General features: G+C 64.8%; 15 protein-coding genes and 1 tRNA gene. 6 read left to right on the top strand and 10 right to left on the bottom strand.

Going from position 1 to position 16,341, the window contains the following annotated elements; translation table 11 throughout:
* Positions 1 to 231 precede the first annotated feature (231 nt).
* Positions 232 to 735, top strand: coding sequence for a peroxiredoxin (locus QCE62_RS13150; RefSeq protein ID WP_309918579.1), 504 nt, complete (start codon positions 232 to 234; stop codon positions 733 to 735).
* A 263-nt stretch (positions 736 to 998) separates the two neighbouring features.
* Positions 999 to 1,916 carry a UDP-3-O-acyl-N-acetylglucosamine deacetylase gene (gene lpxC, locus QCE62_RS13145; protein WP_309918576.1) on the top strand — a complete coding sequence of 306 codons (918 nt, stop codon included), beginning with the start codon at positions 999 to 1,001 and terminating at the stop codon, positions 1,914 to 1,916.
* A 53-nt stretch (positions 1,917 to 1,969) separates the two neighbouring features.
* Here lpxC and QCE62_RS13140 read toward each other — a convergent pair whose 3' ends face one another.
* Positions 1,970 to 2,461 (bottom strand): DUF721 domain-containing protein, encoded by a 492-nt coding sequence (locus tag QCE62_RS13140; RefSeq protein WP_309918573.1) that lies wholly within the window; start codon positions 2,459 to 2,461, stop codon positions 1,970 to 1,972.
* Between the two features lie 297 nt (positions 2,462 to 2,758).
* Here QCE62_RS13140 and secA point away from each other — a divergent pair, with 297 nt between their 5' ends.
* The 4 genes from secA (at position 2,759) to QCE62_RS13120 (ending at position 8,294) form a co-directional block, all read left to right on the top strand.
* Positions 2,759 to 5,578, top strand: coding sequence for a preprotein translocase subunit SecA (gene secA / locus QCE62_RS13135; protein ID WP_309809975.1), 2,820 nt, complete (start codon positions 2,759 to 2,761; stop codon positions 5,576 to 5,578).
* A 156-nt stretch (positions 5,579 to 5,734) separates the two neighbouring features.
* Positions 5,735 to 6,976: a bifunctional glutamate N-acetyltransferase/amino-acid acetyltransferase ArgJ gene (gene argJ / locus QCE62_RS13130; protein ID WP_309918570.1), complete on the top strand. Its 1,242-nt coding sequence runs from the start codon at positions 5,735 to 5,737 to the stop codon at positions 6,974 to 6,976.
* Positions 6,977 to 7,002: 26 nt separating this feature from the next.
* Complete coding sequence (locus QCE62_RS13125) at positions 7,003 to 7,866, top strand: ATP-binding protein (protein WP_309918567.1); 864 nt, start codon at positions 7,003 to 7,005, stop codon at positions 7,864 to 7,866.
* Positions 7,863 to 8,294: an NUDIX domain-containing protein gene (locus tag QCE62_RS13120; RefSeq protein WP_309918565.1), complete on the top strand. Its 432-nt coding sequence runs from the start codon at positions 7,863 to 7,865 to the stop codon at positions 8,292 to 8,294. The genes QCE62_RS13125 and QCE62_RS13120 overlap by 4 nt, the downstream gene beginning before the upstream one ends.
* A gap of 25 nt (positions 8,295 to 8,319) precedes the next feature.
* On the opposite strand, the gene yacG is transcribed toward QCE62_RS13120, so the two are convergent.
* From yacG to QCE62_RS13075, 9 genes are all read right to left on the bottom strand, one after another.
* Positions 8,320 to 8,511: a DNA gyrase inhibitor YacG gene (yacG, locus tag QCE62_RS13115; protein WP_309918562.1), complete on the bottom strand. Its 192-nt coding sequence runs from the start codon at positions 8,509 to 8,511 to the stop codon at positions 8,320 to 8,322.
* Between the two features lie 64 nt (positions 8,512 to 8,575).
* Positions 8,576 to 9,331, bottom strand: coding sequence for a cell division protein ZapD (gene zapD, locus QCE62_RS13110; protein WP_309809957.1), 756 nt, complete (start codon positions 9,329 to 9,331; stop codon positions 8,576 to 8,578).
* A gap of 152 nt (positions 9,332 to 9,483) precedes the next feature.
* A complete protein-coding gene (gene coaE / locus QCE62_RS13105) occupies positions 9,484 to 10,095 on the bottom strand; it encodes a dephospho-CoA kinase (protein ID WP_309918557.1) in 612 nt (203 codons plus the stop codon).
* Positions 10,096 to 10,126: 31 nt separating this feature from the next.
* Positions 10,127 to 11,050 carry an A24 family peptidase gene (locus tag QCE62_RS13100; protein WP_309918554.1) on the bottom strand — a complete coding sequence of 308 codons (924 nt, stop codon included), beginning with the start codon at positions 11,048 to 11,050 and terminating at the stop codon, positions 10,127 to 10,129.
* Between the two features lie 31 nt (positions 11,051 to 11,081).
* Positions 11,082 to 12,299 carry a type II secretion system F family protein gene (locus tag QCE62_RS13095; RefSeq protein WP_309918551.1) on the bottom strand — a complete coding sequence of 406 codons (1,218 nt, stop codon included), beginning with the start codon at positions 12,297 to 12,299 and terminating at the stop codon, positions 11,082 to 11,084.
* Positions 12,296 to 13,492, bottom strand: coding sequence for a GspE/PulE family protein (locus tag QCE62_RS13090; RefSeq protein ID WP_309918549.1), 1,197 nt, complete (start codon positions 13,490 to 13,492; stop codon positions 12,296 to 12,298). The genes QCE62_RS13095 and QCE62_RS13090 overlap by 4 nt, the downstream gene beginning before the upstream one ends.
* Before the next feature lie 73 nt (positions 13,493 to 13,565).
* A complete protein-coding gene (locus QCE62_RS13085) occupies positions 13,566 to 14,855 on the bottom strand; it encodes an HlyC/CorC family transporter (RefSeq protein ID WP_309918546.1) in 1,290 nt (429 codons plus the stop codon).
* A 157-nt stretch (positions 14,856 to 15,012) separates the two neighbouring features.
* Positions 15,013 to 15,089, bottom strand: a tRNA-Pro gene (locus QCE62_RS13080).
* 67 nt (positions 15,090 to 15,156) lie between these two features.
* A complete protein-coding gene (locus QCE62_RS13075; RefSeq protein WP_309918544.1) occupies positions 15,157 to 16,149 on the bottom strand; it encodes a polyprenyl synthetase family protein in 993 nt (330 codons plus the stop codon).
* Positions 16,150 to 16,341: the final 192 nt, after the last annotated feature.

Here is a 16,341-nt window from a genome sequence, read left to right as displayed (position 1 = left end):
GCGCCGGACGTCTTGCGCGGTTCATGCAGGCATCACGTGGGGCGACTGTCCAAGGCCGCGTCCTGATTCACAGACGGACGCCGGGCCGTGGCCAGCCGACCCCCACGCTTTCGCTCCCCGAGGCTGGGGAATCCGGATGGAAGCCGCATGACCGTCACGCCGTCGGGCAGGATTCGCGGGACGATGCGATCGCGAGCAGGTTCACGAGCACTGACAAGGGAAGGACCGAGCATGATCAAAGTGGGTGACACGCTGCCGGATGTGCGTCTCTTCGAGTTCATCGAGGAGGCGACGGAAGGCTGCGCCGTGGGACCGAACGGGTTCCAGGCGCGCGAGCGGTGCGCAGGCAAACGCGTGGTGATCTTCGGATTGCCGGGCGCGTTCACGCCGACGTGCTCCGCCAGGCACGTGCCCGGCTATGTCGAGGCGGCGGCGGAGTTGTCCGCTGCCGGCATCGACGAAGTCTGGTGCGTTTCCGTCAACGACGCGTTCGTCATGAGCGCGTGGGGACGCGATCTTCAAACCGCGGGCAAGGTGAAGATGATCGCGGACGGCAGTGCGCGTTTCGCCCAGGCACTCGGACTGGATCAGGATTTGACCGAGCGTGGCATGGGAATCCGTTCCCAGCGTTACGCGATGGTGGTCGACGACGGCGTGGTCAAGACGCTGCACGTCGAAGCGCCCGGCAAGTTCGAAGTCAGCGACGCTCGAAGCATCCTCGCGACGTTGCGCTGATTCCAGCGGCGCCGCGTTGCCGTAGCGCAACGCTGATGGCGCCCTCGTAATCCGCCGCAACTTGGGGCCGATGACCGGAAATGCCTCCATTCCGGGCATCGGCCCGTTCTACTTTCAAAAATGCCGTGCGCGAGTAACACAGGGAAACAGTTGATACGTCCCGAAGCACGACGGCGCCTGGCGAATAGAGTATAATTCGGCCTATTGGAATAAAGTGAGTGATTGATTCTCTTTATAGGGAATGTAAATCGGAAAAGAACATCATGTTGAAGCAGCGAACAATCAAGACCGTCGTCAAGACCGTGGGAATCGGGCTCCATTCCGGCCGCAAGGTCGAGCTGACCCTGAAGCCCGCGCCGGCTGACACGGGCATCGTGTTTTCGCGTATCGATTTGCCCCAGGCAGTCGATATCCCCGCGTCCGCGATGTCGATCGGCGATACCCGGCTCGCGTCCGTGTTGCAGAAGGACGGGGCGCGCGTGTCCACCATCGAGCACTTGATGTCGGCGTGCGCGGGCCTCGGCATCGACAATCTGTACGTCGATGTCACCGCCGAGGAAATCCCGATCATGGACGGCAGCGCGGCTTCCTTCGTGTTCCTGATCCAGTCGGCGGGTATCGAAGAGCAGAATTCGCCGAAGAAATTCATCAAGGTGACGAAGCCCGTCGAGGTCCGCGACGGTGACAAGTTCGCCCGTCTCGAGCCGTACTTCGGCTTCAAGCTGAGCTTCACCATCGACTTCCGTCATCCGGCCGTCGACAAGACCGGTCAGGCGCTGGAAGTGGATTTCGCGACCACGTCGTATGTCCGCGAGATCGCCCGGGCCCGCACGTTCGGCTTTGCGCATGAAGTCGAGATGATGCGCGAGCTGGGTCTGGCGCGCGGCGGCAGCATGGACAACGCGATCGTGCTGGACGAATACCGCATCCTGAACAACGACGGCTTGCGTTACGACGACGAGTTCGTCAAGCACAAGATGCTCGACGCGATCGGCGACCTCTACGTGGTGGGACATCCGCTGCTGGCTTCGTACAACGCGTATAAGGGCGGCCACGCGATGAACAACATGCTGCTGCGCGAGTTGCTCGCACACGAGGACGCCTACGAGATCGTCACGTTCGAGGACAGCAAGCAGGCGCCGCGCGGTTTCGGCTTCGACACGCAAACGGCATTTGCCTGATCAAAGCGGCAGCAGCCGGCGGCAACATGAGATGAGCGACGCGCAAGCGCCGCTCATTTTTTTTGCGTGGTGCGATGACGTGACGCCATTCGCGCCAGCGCTTCCTGAAGCGGCGACGGTTCGAGCGCCTCGGCCAGGTCCTGCAGCGCAGACGCGCCCGCTTGCGACATGCGCGCCTGCTTCGGCTGCGCGGGCTCTTTCATCGGCTGCGGACGCACGCGAATGCGCAACGCATTCACGGCCCAGCCGCGCGCCTGGAGGTCCGAGAGCAGACGGGGTTCGAGATGCCGCAGGCGCGCGGCGAGCGCATTGTGCGCGGCGAACAGCGCCAGCACGCCGTCCTTGATGAAGCCCGGCTCTACGTTCGAAGCAAGATAATCCGGCAGCAGCGCGCCCAGATCGCGCTGCAGGGCGGCAACCTGCTCGACGCCCGCGCGCAACGCCTGGAACGCTTCGGTGCGGCCGAGCACGTCGGCGACAGCCTGCGGGCGTCGCGGATCGACCTTCCGGGTGCCCTGCCTTGAATTTGTAGAAAAGCGGCTCATTTTGATGGGTGCGGACCCTGACAGGACCGTTCAAAGACACGTTCGATTGTACGTGAGGCAGACGGCAGCGCTGGACGAGGCCGCAGGAAAACGCATGGCGCGGCAAGCTTTCGGCGGGTTGACTGTCGCATTGCGCCGACGCGCGCTCAGGCAAGCCGACGCAAGGTCTGCCATAGTCGCGTGCTAAAATTCCCGATTCGAATTTCACCCTATGGACTTAAGTCGCCGAGGTTCTCCGAGCCCGGACGCAGCTTGGTGCTGTCGCCCGTCCGAAGCCGCGACGCAGACACTGATCCGATGACGACCGGTTTCCTTCAAAAGATTTTTGGCAGCCGCAATCAGCGGCTGGTCAAGCAGTACCAAAAGACCGTTGCGGCGATCAATGCGCTCGAGCCGACCGTCGAGAAGTATTCGGACGATCAACTGCGCGCCAAGACCGACGAATTCCGTCAACGTGTCGCGGGCGGAGAGTCGCTGGACGTGATCTTGCCCGAGGCGTTCGCGGTGTGCCGCGAAGCCAGCCGGCGCGTGCTGAAGATGCGTCACTTCGACGTCCAGCTGATCGGCGGCATGGTCCTGCACTACGGCAAGATCGCGGAAATGCGCACCGGCGAAGGCAAGACGCTCGTCGCCACGCTCGCGGCGTATCTGAATGCGCTGTCGGGCCGCGGCGTGCACGTCGTCACGGTGAACGACTACCTCGCGCAGCGTGATGCCGAATGGATGGCGCGCCTCTACAACTTCCTCGGCCTGTCCTGCGGCGTGAATCTCTCGCAGATGGCGCACGAGCAGAAGCAGGAAGCCTACGCCGCGGACATCACGTACGGCACCAACAACGAATTCGGCTTCGACTACCTGCGCGACAACATGGTCTACGAGCCGAACGCGCGGGTGCAGCGTCCGCTCAACTTCGCGATCGTCGACGAAGTGGACTCCATCCTGATCGACGAAGCGCGTACGCCGCTCATCATCTCCGGCCAGGCGGAAGACCATACGGACCTGTACGTCCGCATGAACGCGCTGCCGCCGCTGCTCGAACAGCAGATCGGCGAGGAAAAGGCCGACGGCACCGGCGTCGAGAAGCCGGGCGACTACACGCTGGACGAAAAGGCGCGTCAGGTGTTCCTGACCGAATCCGGCCACGAGAAGGCCGAACGCCTGCTGGCCGAGTGGGGCCTGATCGGCGAGGGCGAAAGCCTCTACGCGCCGCAGAACATCACGCTGATGCACCACGTGTACGCCGCACTGCGCGCGCACACGCTGTTCCATCGCGACCAGCACTACGTGGTGCAGAACGGCGAAGTCGTGATCGTCGACGAATTCACCGGCCGCATGATGACCGGCCGCCGCTGGTCGGACGGCCTGCATCAGGCTGTGGAAGCGAAAGAGCATGTGCAGATCCAGGCCGAGAACCAGACGCTCGCCTCCATCACGCTGCAGAACTACTTCCGCATGTACGCGAAGCTGTCCGGCATGACCGGCACGGCGGACACGGAAGCCTACGAATTCAACGAGATCTACGGTCTCGAAACGGTCGTGATCCCGACCAACCGGCCGCCGAAGCGCGTCGACAAGCAGGATCAGATCTACAAGACCTCAAAAGAGCGCTACGACGCGGTGATCCGCGACATCCAGGACTGTGTCGAGCGCGGTCAGCCTACGCTGGTCGGCACGACGTCGATCGAAGCGTCCGAACTGCTGTCGGACCTGCTCGGCAAGGCCGGCGTGCGTCACGAAGTCCTCAACGCGAAGCAGCACGCACGTGAAGCGGCCATCGTCGCGGAAGCGGGGCGTCCGGGCGTCGTCACCATCGCGACGAACATGGCCGGCCGCGGCACCGACATCGTGCTGGGCGGCAACGTCGAGAAGCAGGCGTCGTTCATCGAGGCCGATCTCTCGATTCCCGAAGACGAGAAAGCCGCGCGCATCCAGAAGCTGCACGACGAATGGCAGACGCTGCACGACAATGTGAAGGCCGCGGGCGGCCTTCACATCATCGGCACCGAGCGTCACGAGTCGCGCCGTATCGACAACCAGCTGCGCGGCCGTGCCGGCCGTCAGGGCGATCCGGGTTCGTCGCGCTTCTATCTGTCGCTGGACGATCCGCTGCTGCGCATCTTCGCGGGCGACCGCGTGCGCGCCATCATGGATCGTCTGAAGATGCCGGAAGGCGAGCCGATCGAAGCGGGCATGGTCACGCGTTCCATCGAGGGCGCGCAGCGCAAGGTCGAAGCGCGCAACTTCGACATCCGCAAGCAGCTGCTCGAATACGACGACGTCTCCAACGACCAGCGCAAGGTGATCTACCAGCAGCGCAACGAACTGCTCGAAGCCAACGACGTGCAGGAAACCATCGCGGCGATGCGCCAGAGCGTGATCGGCGACGTGGTGCGCACGTTCGTGCCGGCGGGCAGCATCGAGGAGCAGTGGGAAGCGCCCGAGCTGGAAGAGGTGCTGCGCAACGAGTGGTCGCTGGATCTCGCGGTGCAGGAGATGATCAACGAGTCGAATTCGATCGATGCCGAGGAAATCTCCGAAGCCGTGCTCGCCGCCGCCGACGAAGCGTATGAAGCGAAGGTGACGCTGGTGGGCCGCGAATCGTTCAGCGCGTTCGAGCGTTCGATCATGCTGCAGACGCTCGACAGCCGCTGGCGCGAGCATCTGGCCGCGCTCGATCACCTGCGTCAGGGCATCCATCTGCGCGGCTATGCGCAGAAGAATCCGAAGCAGGAATACAAGCGCGAGGCGTTTGAACTCTTCGCCGCGATGCTCGATTCCGTGAAGCAGGAAGTGACGCGGGTCGTGATGAACGTGCAGATCCAGTCGCCGGAACAACTGGAAGAAGCGGCCGAGCAGTACGAAGAGAAGGGCAGCCATCTGGAGAACGTGTCGTTCCAGCACGCGGACTTCAACGCGCCCGCCGCCGAACCCACCCCGGCCGCCAGCGCCGCGAACGCCGCCGCGCAGATGGTCAGCCAGGCCATGGCGGGCGCGGGCAGCGAGGACGTCAGCGTCGTGACGCGCGGTGTCGACGACGTGCCGAAGGTCGGCCGCAACGATCCCTGCCCGTGCGGCAGCGGGAAGAAGTACAAAAACTGTCACGGCAAGCTGGCTTAATCGCTGCTGACACAGAACAAGCGACGCAGCGATGCGTCGTTTGTTTTTGCAGATTCCCTTTTTCACGGCGCCGGTCCGGCTCAGCCGGTCCGCGTCAGTCTTTCATCCCGTGCCGGTGCATCCGCCGGCACGCGCCATCCTCAGCGAGACGCGAACATGGCCGTCAACTTTCCCTCGATCGATCCCGCAGCGCTTCATCCCGTCGCCGGCGTCACGCTAGGCTGGGCCGAGGCGAATATCCGCAAGCCCAATCGCAAGGATGTGCTCGTCATCCGCGTCGATGAAGGCGCGAGCGTCGCCGGCGTGTTCACCACGAACCGCTTCTGCGCCGCGCCGGTCATCGTGTGCCGCGAGCATCTCGCGGCGGCGGGTCAGGGCAGCAAGGGCATTCGCGCGCTCGTCGTGAATACCGGCAATGCGAACGCGGGCACGGGCGAGCCGGGCATGGTGATCGCGCGCGAGACCTGCGCGGAACTGGCGCGCCTGGCCGGCCTCGACGCACAACAGATCCTGCCGTTCTCGACCGGCGTGATTCTGGAGCCGCTGCCGCTCGACCGCCTGAAGGCCGGCCTGCCTGCCGCGCTCGCGAACCAGCAGCCGGCGCACTGGTTCGACGCCGCACAGGCCATCATGACGACCGACACGCTGCCGAAGGCCGCGTCGCGTCAGGTCACCATCGACGGGCACGTGGTCACGTTGTCGGGCATCAGCAAGGGCGCGGGCATGATCAAGCCGAACATGGCGACGATGCTCGGCTTCCTCGCCTTCGACGCCAACGTCGCGCAGCCGGTGCTCGACGCGCTGGTGAAGCATGTGGCGGATCGCTCATTCAACTGCATCACGATCGACGGCGATACCTCGACGAACGATTCGTTCATCCTGATCGCGTCGGGCAAGTCGAGCCTGCCCGCCATCACGTCCACCGATTCCCCGGCCTACGCCGCGCTGCGCGATGCCGTGACCGAAGTGGCGCAGGAACTGGCGCAACTCATCGTGCGCGACGGCGAAGGCGCGACCAAGTTCATGACCGTGACCGTCGAAGGCGGCCGCGATGCAGCGGAATGCCGTCAGATTGCCTACGCGATCGGTCATTCGCCGCTCGTGAAGACGGCGTTCTACGCATCGGATCCGAACCTCGGCCGCATTCTCGCGGCGATCGGCTATGCCGGCGTGACGGACCTCGATGTCGGCAAGGTCGATCTCTATCTCGACGACGTGCTGGTCGCGAAAGCGGGCGGGCGCAATCCGGATTACAAGGAAGAAGACGGCCAGCGCGTGATGAAGAAGAGCGAAATCGCGATTCGCGTGCTGCTTGGTCGCGGCAACGCGCAGGCCACCATCTGGACGTGCGATCTCTCGCACGATTACGTGAGCATCAACGCCGACTATCGCTCCTGATCGGGCGGCGCGCAACGATACCGACAATGGACAAGCTCGAACAATTTCTCACGCGCGCCGAAGCAGTGCTCGCGCGCATCGAAGGCATGTTGCCGCCCGCGGCGCCGGACATCGACTGGGAAGCCGCGGTCGCGTTCCGCTGGCGCAAGCGTCAGGGCCGCGGCTTCCTGCAGCCGGTGCCGGCCATTTCGCTCATCTCGCTCGACGACCTGCAGAACATCGATCGCCAGAAAGGGCTGATCCAGCAGAACACGCTGCAATTCGTGAAGAAGCTGCCTGCGAACAATGTGTTGCTGACGGGCGCACGGGGTACGGGCAAGTCGTCGCTGATCAAGGCGTGCCTCAATGCCTACGCGAAGGACGGCCTGCGTCTGATCGAAGTGGACAAGGACGATCTGCACGATCTCGGCGATATCGTCGATCTGATTTCGGCGCGGCCCGAGCGCTTCATCGTGTTCTGCGACGACCTCTCGTTCGAGGAAGGCGAGTCGGGCTACAAGGCGCTGAAGGTGGCGCTCGACGGCTCGGTAGCCGCGCAGTCCGACAACGTGCTGATCTACGCGACCTCGAACCGCCGCCATCTGCTGCCCGAGTACATGAGCGACAACGAGACCTACAAGCACACGTCCGACGGCGAGATTCATCCGGGCGAAGTCGTCGAAGAGAAGATCTCGCTGTCCGAGCGCTTCGGCCTGTGGGTCAGCTTCTACCCGTTCAAGCAGGATGATTACCTGGCGATCGTCGGCCACTGGCTGAAGCATTTCGGCTGCGCTGACGCAGAGATCGAAGGCGCGCGCGGCGATGCGCTGGTGTGGGCGCTCGAACGCGGCTCGCGCTCGGGACGCGTGGCGTGGCAGTTCGCGCGCGACTGGTCGGGACGCAAGCAGTGAGCGGCGCACAGAGCGATCTCGCGCCCGACGGCCGCAAGGTGACGGAAGTGGCCGTCGGCGTGATGGTGCAGCACGACGGCCGCTATTTGCTCGCGCAACGCCCCGCCGGCAAGCCGTATGAGGGTTACTGGGAGTTTCCGGGCGGCAAGCTGGAGGCGGGCGAGAGCATCGAGGCGGCGCTCGGGCGCGAACTGCACGAGGAACTGGGCATCGATGTCACCGCGTGCCAGCTGTGGCGCACGCTCGAGCACGATTACCCGCATGCCTACGTGCGCTTGTTCTTCTGCAAGGTGACGGAGTGGAAGGGCACGCCGCTCGGCCGCGAGGGACAGGCGATTGCGTGGCAGACGCTGCCTGTCGAAGTGGCGCCGCTGCTTCCGGCGGCCATTCCCATTCTGGAATGGCTCGAAGAAGAAGAGCGGGAATAAGACTTTTCGAGGCTCTGATCGAGCTTTAGTTCAGGCCGCCGTGCTGGTCGTCGTCCGGCGGCGTTTCCTGCGCATTCCCCGCGATCTTGTATTTCTCGGCCGCCCACGCGCCGAGATCGATCTGCTTGCAGCGCTCCGAGCAGAACGGGCGAAAGCGGTTTTCAGGGACCCAGCGGACATCCTTGCTGCAGGTCGGGCATTTGACGACAGTGGTCATGACGGGTGCGATTCGAGCCGGTTACAGACGGTATTTGACCATATGAGGCCAGACCGCTCCGGATTCAAAGGCTGCAAAGCGTCAGATGAAAGGGCACGTCGACGTCCACTGCGCGCGGCTTGAGGTCGCCGTCCTGCACCGTGAAGCGCACCCACAGCATGTACTTGTTCGCGCTCGCTTCAGGAATGACGCGCGTATCGGGCGAGACGCGCACCTGCATCAGCTGATAAGTGCGCCCGGACAACATCTGCTGATAGCTGCCCTGCATCGCCATTACTTTCGACGCCTGACCGGATTCACGGGCGAGGCGCAGCACGATGGCGGCCGCGTCGCGCAGTGCGAGCATCGGCATGACCCATTTGGCGATGTCCTGGCGACGTTCCTCCACGGGCAACTGCTGCCACGCGTAGTACGACGGAAGATCGAACTTGCAGGTGCCGCCGGGAATGATCGTACGGCTGCGAATGCTCGCGAGCCATTCGTTGTCGGCGAGGTGCTGGCCCGTCTTGCCGTGCATGTCGGTGAGGCCGGCGAGCGTCTGCTCGATTTCACCGAGCACCGCTTCCAGCGCTTCCTGTTCGATGCCCGGATTGCCGCGGAACGGTGCGAGCGTTTGCCGCTGCCGCTCGAGTTCCTTCATGAGGTCGGCTTTCAGATCCGTACGGCCCGCCACTTCGGCGATTTCGAAGAGCGTCGTGAGCGCGACGTGATGTTCGCGCGCGTCTTCCTGAGTCAGAAAGAACGTGAAGCGCTCGAACAGGTCTTCGAGCCGCAACAGCGTCCGGATGCGCTCGTTGAAGGGGTACTCGTAAAGGATCAAGCGCGCTCGCCTCGGCGTGGGTCGGTTGCTTCCTTGAGCGGAAGTGAGCACATTCTAATGCCGCATCCTCACCCTAGCAAATCAGGGCAAAATCGGGCCTCTCGTTGCGTCTTTCGAAGCAAAAGCGGGAACTTTCGAGACGTTCGGGCAACTCAGGCGCTGCCGTTCGCGAGTGTCAGATAGCGCGCGTGAAGCGTGTTCACCTGTTCGGCGAGGTGATCGAGCGTGGCGGAATTGTCGTTGAGGACGATGTCGTCGGCGGCGGCGAGCCGGGTCTCGCGTGCTGCCTGCTTCGCCATGATCGCGAGCACCTGTTCGCGCGCAAAGCCGTTGCGGCGCATGACACGCGCGATCTGCGTTTCGACCGGACAGTCGACCACGAGGACGCGCGACACGCGCTCCGACCACGAGCCGGATTCCACCAGCAGAGGCACGACCACGATGTGATACGGACCCGCTGCACTATGACGTTGCCGTTCTGTCTCGGCGCGGATGAGCGGATGCACGATGGCTTCGAGGCGTGCTTTCGCGGTGTCGTCGGAGAAGACGAGCGTGCGCATTTTCGCGCGGTCCAGCGAGCCGTCCGCCGCCACGAAGTCCTGGCCGAACTCCGCGGCGATCAGCGGCATGGCGACGCCGCCCGGCGCCGTGATCTGGTGTGCGATGAGATCGGTGTCAATCAGCGGTACGCCGCGTGCGGCGAACAGATCCGCGACCGTGCTCTTGCCGCTGCCGATTCCTCCGGTAAGTCCGATGCTGAACATGCGCGCAGGTTCTCCTAAGATGCCGATGCGTTCATCCGAACATGGCGTACAGCGGGGTGCCGACGAACAGCGTGATTGCTCCGCCGGCCGCAAGAAACGGTCCGAACGGCAGGGGCTCTTCGAAGCGCATGCGCTTGCGCATCGTCGCGACGATGCCGAATGCCGCGCCCGCGATGGCCGCGATCAGGACCACCTGCGCGAGCGGCGCCCAGCCAAGCCAGGCGCCGATGGCGGCGAACAGCTTGAAGTCGCCGTAGCCCATGCCTTCCACGCCGCGCGCGAGCTTGAAGAGCCAGTACACGGACCACAGGAACAGATACCCGGCGATCGCGCCGCTCACCGCGTTCTGCAAGCTGGTGAAGCCTGTGTCGCCCAGATTGACGATGAGGCCCGCCCACAGCAGCGGCAGCGTCAATACGTCGGGGAGATAGCGCGTGTCGTAGTCGATGAGGGCCGCGACGAGCAGCGTCGCGCACAGTCCGAAGGCGGCGAGCGCGTCCCATCCCGGACCGTACGCGGACAGCGCGAGCGCGGCGAGCGCGCCGGTTGCCAGTTCCGTCAGCGGATAGCGCGGGCTCACGCGCGCGCCGCATGCCGAGCAACGTCCGCGTTGTGCGAGATAGCTCACCACGGGAATGTTCTCCCAGGCGCGCAACACATGCCCGCAGTGCGGACACGCGCTGCGCGGCACGGCGAGGTTGTAACGCGCGGGGTAGGAGTCGGTTTCGGCGGGGCTCGACGTGTTCGGACCATCCGCGGCGGCGGCGGCGACTTCCGCCCGCCAGGCGCGCTCCAGCATGACCGGGAGGCGATGCACGACCACCGTCAGAAAGCTGCCGATCACGAGACCGAACACGATGGCGAACCCGTACTGCGCGGCGACGGGCAGCATCGCGAAGGCTTCCGCGTAGCGGCTGGCGACATGCGCGGCGGACGGATCGAACGAGGGTTGCATGATGAACGATGGATGGCTTTGGCCCGCGATGCTACACCACGTTGCCGAGCTGAATGATGGGAAGATACATCGCTATGACGAGACCGCCCACGAGCGCGCCCAGCACGGCAATGACGATGGGTTCGCACAGGCTGGCAAAGCCGCCGATGCGCTCGTCGACCTGACGATCGGCCAAGGCGGCGAGGTCGAGCAGCATGGCGTCGAGCGAACCGGATTCCTCAGCGACGGCGATAGGCTGCACCACGTCCGGCGGGAAGCAACCTGGCGCGCGCATGGCGACCGCGAGCCGCTCGCCGTTGCGCAGGCGCGCGGCGATCTCGACAGTCGCGCGGTCGAAGACGCGGTTGCCGGTAGCGTGGGTGAGCGAATCGAAGGCATCGGACAGCGGCGTGCCGGCAGACAGCAAGGTGCCGAGCGCACGGCTCCAGCGCGCCACGGCCAGCGCGCGCAACAGCGAGCCGATCAGCGGCAGGCGCAAGCTCAGTCGATCCGCCGCTTCGCGCGCATCCGGCGAGCGCTTCAGCCAGCGCCACGCGGCCAGCGCGAGGCAGCCCGACGCAGCGAAGAACGGCACACCGAAGCGAGCGACGCCGTCGGAGAGCGCAAGCACGAAGCGCGTGGGCGCGGGCAGCGCGGCGCCGAAGCCGTCGAAGATCGTCTTGAAGGTGGGCACGACGCCGATCAGCAGTCCCGCCGTGATCGCCAGCGACAGCAGCAGCACCATCACCGGATAGGCCAGCGCGGCACGCAGCCGGGCGCGTTGCGACGCGGCGCGCTCGCGATCGTCGGCGAGACGCGCGAGTACCGCGGGCAGTGCGCCGGCCACTTCGCCCACCGAGACCAGCTGGCAGTAGAGCGTGCCGAACGCGTCCGGATGATGCGCGAGCGCGGCCGAAAACGGCAGGCCGCGCGTGATGCCACGGGATAGCGCGCGCACGATGCGCGGCAGTCCGCTGCGCGTCGTGCTGTTTCCGATCAGATCGAGGGCGCCGGCGAGCGGCAGTCCCGCGCGCAGCAGGCTGGCCAGCTGGCGCGTGAAAAGGGTGATCTCGGCGGCGGTGGCTTTCGGCGGCGGCGCGACGCCCGTCATATCGAGCACGGTGACGATGACGCCGTTGCGCCGCAGCGCCGCGCGGGCCGACGGCGCATCGACGGCGATGATCCGCCCGCGCTGTTCGCGGCCGTCCGCATCCAGCCCGCGCCAGGCGTAGCGCAGCTCCGATCCTTCCTGCATGGCGGCGCGCATCATTCGAGCTCCGTTGCTTCGGCGGCCTCGGCAACGCTCGTCACGCCTTCGCGCACGCGGGCGAAGGCCGCCTCCCGCAGCGCCGGCATGCCCTGCGCCTGAGCGGCGCGCGCGATGGCATGCGTGGCGGCACGCGCGACGATCAGTTCGCGCAGTTGATCCGACACGGGCATCAGTTGATGCACACCGATCCGCCCGCGATAGCCGATGCCATGGCACGCCGGGCACCCGCGCGGCTCGAAGGGATGGAAGCCGCCGTCCAGCGCCAGCGCCGAGGCTGCGCGGCACGCCGTGCAAAGCTTGCGCACCAGCCGCTGCGCCGTGACGAGCCGCAGCGCCGACGCGAGGTTATAAGGCGCGATGCCGATGTCGATGAGCCGCGCGATAGCGGCGGGCGCGTCGTTGGTGTGCAGCGTGGAGAGCACGAGATGGCCGGTCTGCGCGGCCTTCACGGCGACATCGGCGGTTTCGGCGTCGCGGATTTCGCCCACCATGATGACGTCCGGATCCTGCCGCATGAACGCCCGCAGCGCGACAGCGAAGGTCAGCCCGGCCTTTTCGCGCACGCTCACCTGATTGATGCCGGCGAGCTGGATCTCGACCGGATCCTCCACCGAACATACGTTGCGCGCCTCGGCGTTCAGCAGTTGCAGGAAGCAATAGAGCGACAGCGTCTTGCCGCTGCCGGTGGGCCCCGTCACGAGCACGAGCCCGTGCGGCGCGCGGATCGCTCCTTCGACGACGCGGCTCTGCGCTTCGTCGAGCCCGAGCGCGCCGAGCGACAGATCGGGCGGCAGCGCGTCGAGCCTCCGGAGCACCAGCTTTTCCCCGAACAGCGTAGGCAGCGAATTCACGCGATAGTCGCCGACCTGCCCGCCCGCCAGATGCAGACGCAGCCGGCCGTCCTGCGGCACGCGCCGCTCGGCGATGTCCATGCGCGCCAGCACCTTGATGCGCGTGACGAAGGCGTCGCGCAGATGCGGCGGCGGACGCCTGAGCACGTGCAGCACGCCGTCGACGCGCACACGGATGCGCCAGTCATGCTCGGCAGGTTCGACGTGGATATCGGACGCGCCGCGCGCCGCCGCCTCGCGCAGCGTTTCGGCAAGCAGCGAGACGGCAGGCGCCTCGTTGTCCGGAGCGGGGTCGGCGAGGTGAGACGGGCGCGCGAATGCTTCGCGTGAAGGGTGGGTCATGGCGTGGGGTCGTCGCAGTCGGAATGAAACGATCATCCCGCGTGCACGCCGGCACGCCCAGTCGTCCGAATGGCTAGCGCGTGCTGCGCCGGGCCGGCGGTGTCGGCTGGAAAATCTTCACCGTGCGGATGGCTTGATCGTCGCTGCGCATCACTTCGAACGTCACGCCCGCGATGCGCACCGAGACGTCGCCGTCCGGAATGTCCTCAAGCGTTTCGAGGATCAGTCCGTTGAGCGTCTTCGGGCCGTCGGTTGGCAGGGTCAGGTGCAGCCAGCGGTTCAGTTCGCGCAACGGCATGCTGCCCGCCACGATGCATTCGCCTTTGGCATCCCAGCCGCCGCGTGAGCCGGCGCCGCGTGGAATGGTCGTGGTGAATTCGCCGATCAGTTCCTCGATGATGTCCTCGGGCGTCACGAGTCCCTGCAGTTCGCCGTACTCGTCGACCACGATGGCAATCCGCTGGCCGCTTTCCTGGAAATACTGCAATTGCTGGAAGACGGGCGTTCCTGTCGGGACGAAATAGGGCTCGGCAAGCAGTTCGCGCAGCGTCTCGCGCTCCAGCTCCTGGTTATGCAGCGCCGAAAGCGTCTTGCGCACGTGCAGGATGCCCATCACGCGGTCGATGTCGCCCTGATACACCAGCAGCTTGTTGTGATAGCAGGTTTCGAGCTGATGCAGGATCTGTTCGAACGGCGCATCGAAGTCCAGCGCCTCGATGCGACGGCGCGGAATCATCACGTCATCGACGGAAATGTTCTCGAGATCGAACAGGTTCAGCAGGATGCTGCGGTGCTTGGTCGGCATGAAGCTGCCGGTTTCGAGCACGATGGTGCGCAATTCCTCCGGCGAGATGCGCTGGTCGCGCTTGTTCTTCGTGTTGATGTGCAGCGCCGCGAGGATCGCGTTGGCGAACAGGTTCACGAACCAGATGAGCGGCCGCGCGATGCGCATCAGCGGCGCGAGAATCAGGCTCGCGGGCAGCGCAACCTTCTCGGGATAAGTCGCGCCGACGATCTTCGGCGCAATTTCCGCGAACACGATGATGAGGAACGCGATGACGCCGGTCGTGATCGACAGCACCATGTTGTTGTGGCCGAAGGTGCGCAGCGCGATCGACGTGGTCAGCACCGGGATGATCGTGTTGATCAGGTTGTTGCCGATCAGGATCACGGACAGCAACTGGTCAGTCTTGGCGAGGAGGCCTTGGGTAGTGCGGGCCCGCAGCGAACCCTGGCTCGCGAGATACTTCAGCCGATGACGGTTGAGCGCCATCATCGATGTTTCGGAAATGGAGAAAAAACCGGACAGGAAGAGCAGCAGAAAGATGGCGCAAATTTGCGCCCATAAGGGGAGGCTGTCCACGCGATTGGTCGGTAGGGGCGGAGATGGAAGGAAATATAGCAGACGGGGTTTCCGACCTTGCCGCCAGCCCTTCTGGCTGATACAGGATAAGCAAGCTGAAACACGGTCGCCGGAAACAAAAAACCCGCATGGCGGACCATGCGGGTTTCGGAAATTTTGGTCGGGGTGAGAGGATTCGAACCTCCGGCCTCTACGTCCCGAACGTAGCGCTCTACCAGGCTAAGCTACACCCCGAATTTTTACTGCTGACTGACTACTGCGGACCTACTCGACTCAGACTCTTGCGCCGCTTTAGTCTCTTTCAAGACTGCCGCGATGTCGAGTAAGAACATAATTCTAGCAGGCTCTCTTTGTAGATGGAAGGGGGGAACGAAGAAATCGCGTTCGCCGCCGCTTCTGCTTCCTTGCGCGCGCACTCCAGCGTGTGATCGAGCGCGCCGGACGTGGTGATGGCATGGAATATCGTGTCGAAGCGGTCCGTGCCGCCTTGTTCGATTGCCTCGCGCGCGAGCGCCGCCTGTTCCGGCGTGCCGTGCTCCATCAGGTAGATGAGCGGCAGCGTGGGCTTGCCTTCGCGCAGGTCGTCGCCGGCGTTCTTGCCCATCGACTCGGGCGTGCCGGTGTAGTCCAGCCAGTCGTCCATGATCTGGAACGCCGTGCCGATGCGCCGGCCGAATTCCGCCGCCGCCGCTTCGGTGCGCGCATCCGCGCCCGACAGCACCGCGCCGAGCTGCGCCGCCGCTTCGAACAGCTTTGCCGTCTTGTAGCGGATCACCTGCATGTAGCGCGCTTCGTCGACGTCCGGATCGTGCATGTTGAGCAACTGCAGCACTTCGCCTTCGGAAATGATGTTTGTCGCCACCGACAGGATTTCCATCACGCGCATCTTGCCGACGCTCACCATCATTTCGAACGAGCGCGAGTACAGGAAATCGCCCACCAGCACGCTCGCCGCGTTGCCGAACAGCGCATTGGCCGTCTGGCGGCCGCGCCGCAGGTCGGATTCGTCGACTACGTCGTCGTGCAGGAGCGTTGCCGTGTGGATGAACTCGACCACGGCGGCGAGTTCATGGCGATGTCCGGTGGTGTCCCCCAGCGCGCCCGAAACCAGCAGCAAGAGCGCCGGACGCAGCCGCTTGCCGCCCGCGCCGATGATGTACTCCGAAATCTGGTTGATGAGCATCACTTCTGATGCCAGGCGCTGCCGGATGACGCGATTGACCTGCTGCATGTCCTCGGCAATCGGGGCGAGCAGCGCGGCGGCGTTGGGGGAGGAAGTGGCGGTGGACGACATGATGGGCGGTTAAGGTAATCCGGCGGATTATAAGGCGAATCGGCCGGACGACGGGGGCACGCCGTCACGCATCCGCGGGTATGAGGGAATTTCGGACGCCGTTCGACGGCATTTGACCGGGGTTCGCATGGGGTCCGGCTCAGCGCGGCGACAGGCAAAGCGCTTTGACCTCGGGCGTAACCCCATGTATAA

Source organism: Caballeronia sp. LZ033, assembly GCF_031451265.1.
Taxonomy (GTDB): Bacteria; Pseudomonadota; Gammaproteobacteria; order Burkholderiales; family Burkholderiaceae; genus Caballeronia.
Note: the sequence above shows the minus strand (reverse complement) of the source record. Positions and strands in the feature narration are given on the sequence as shown.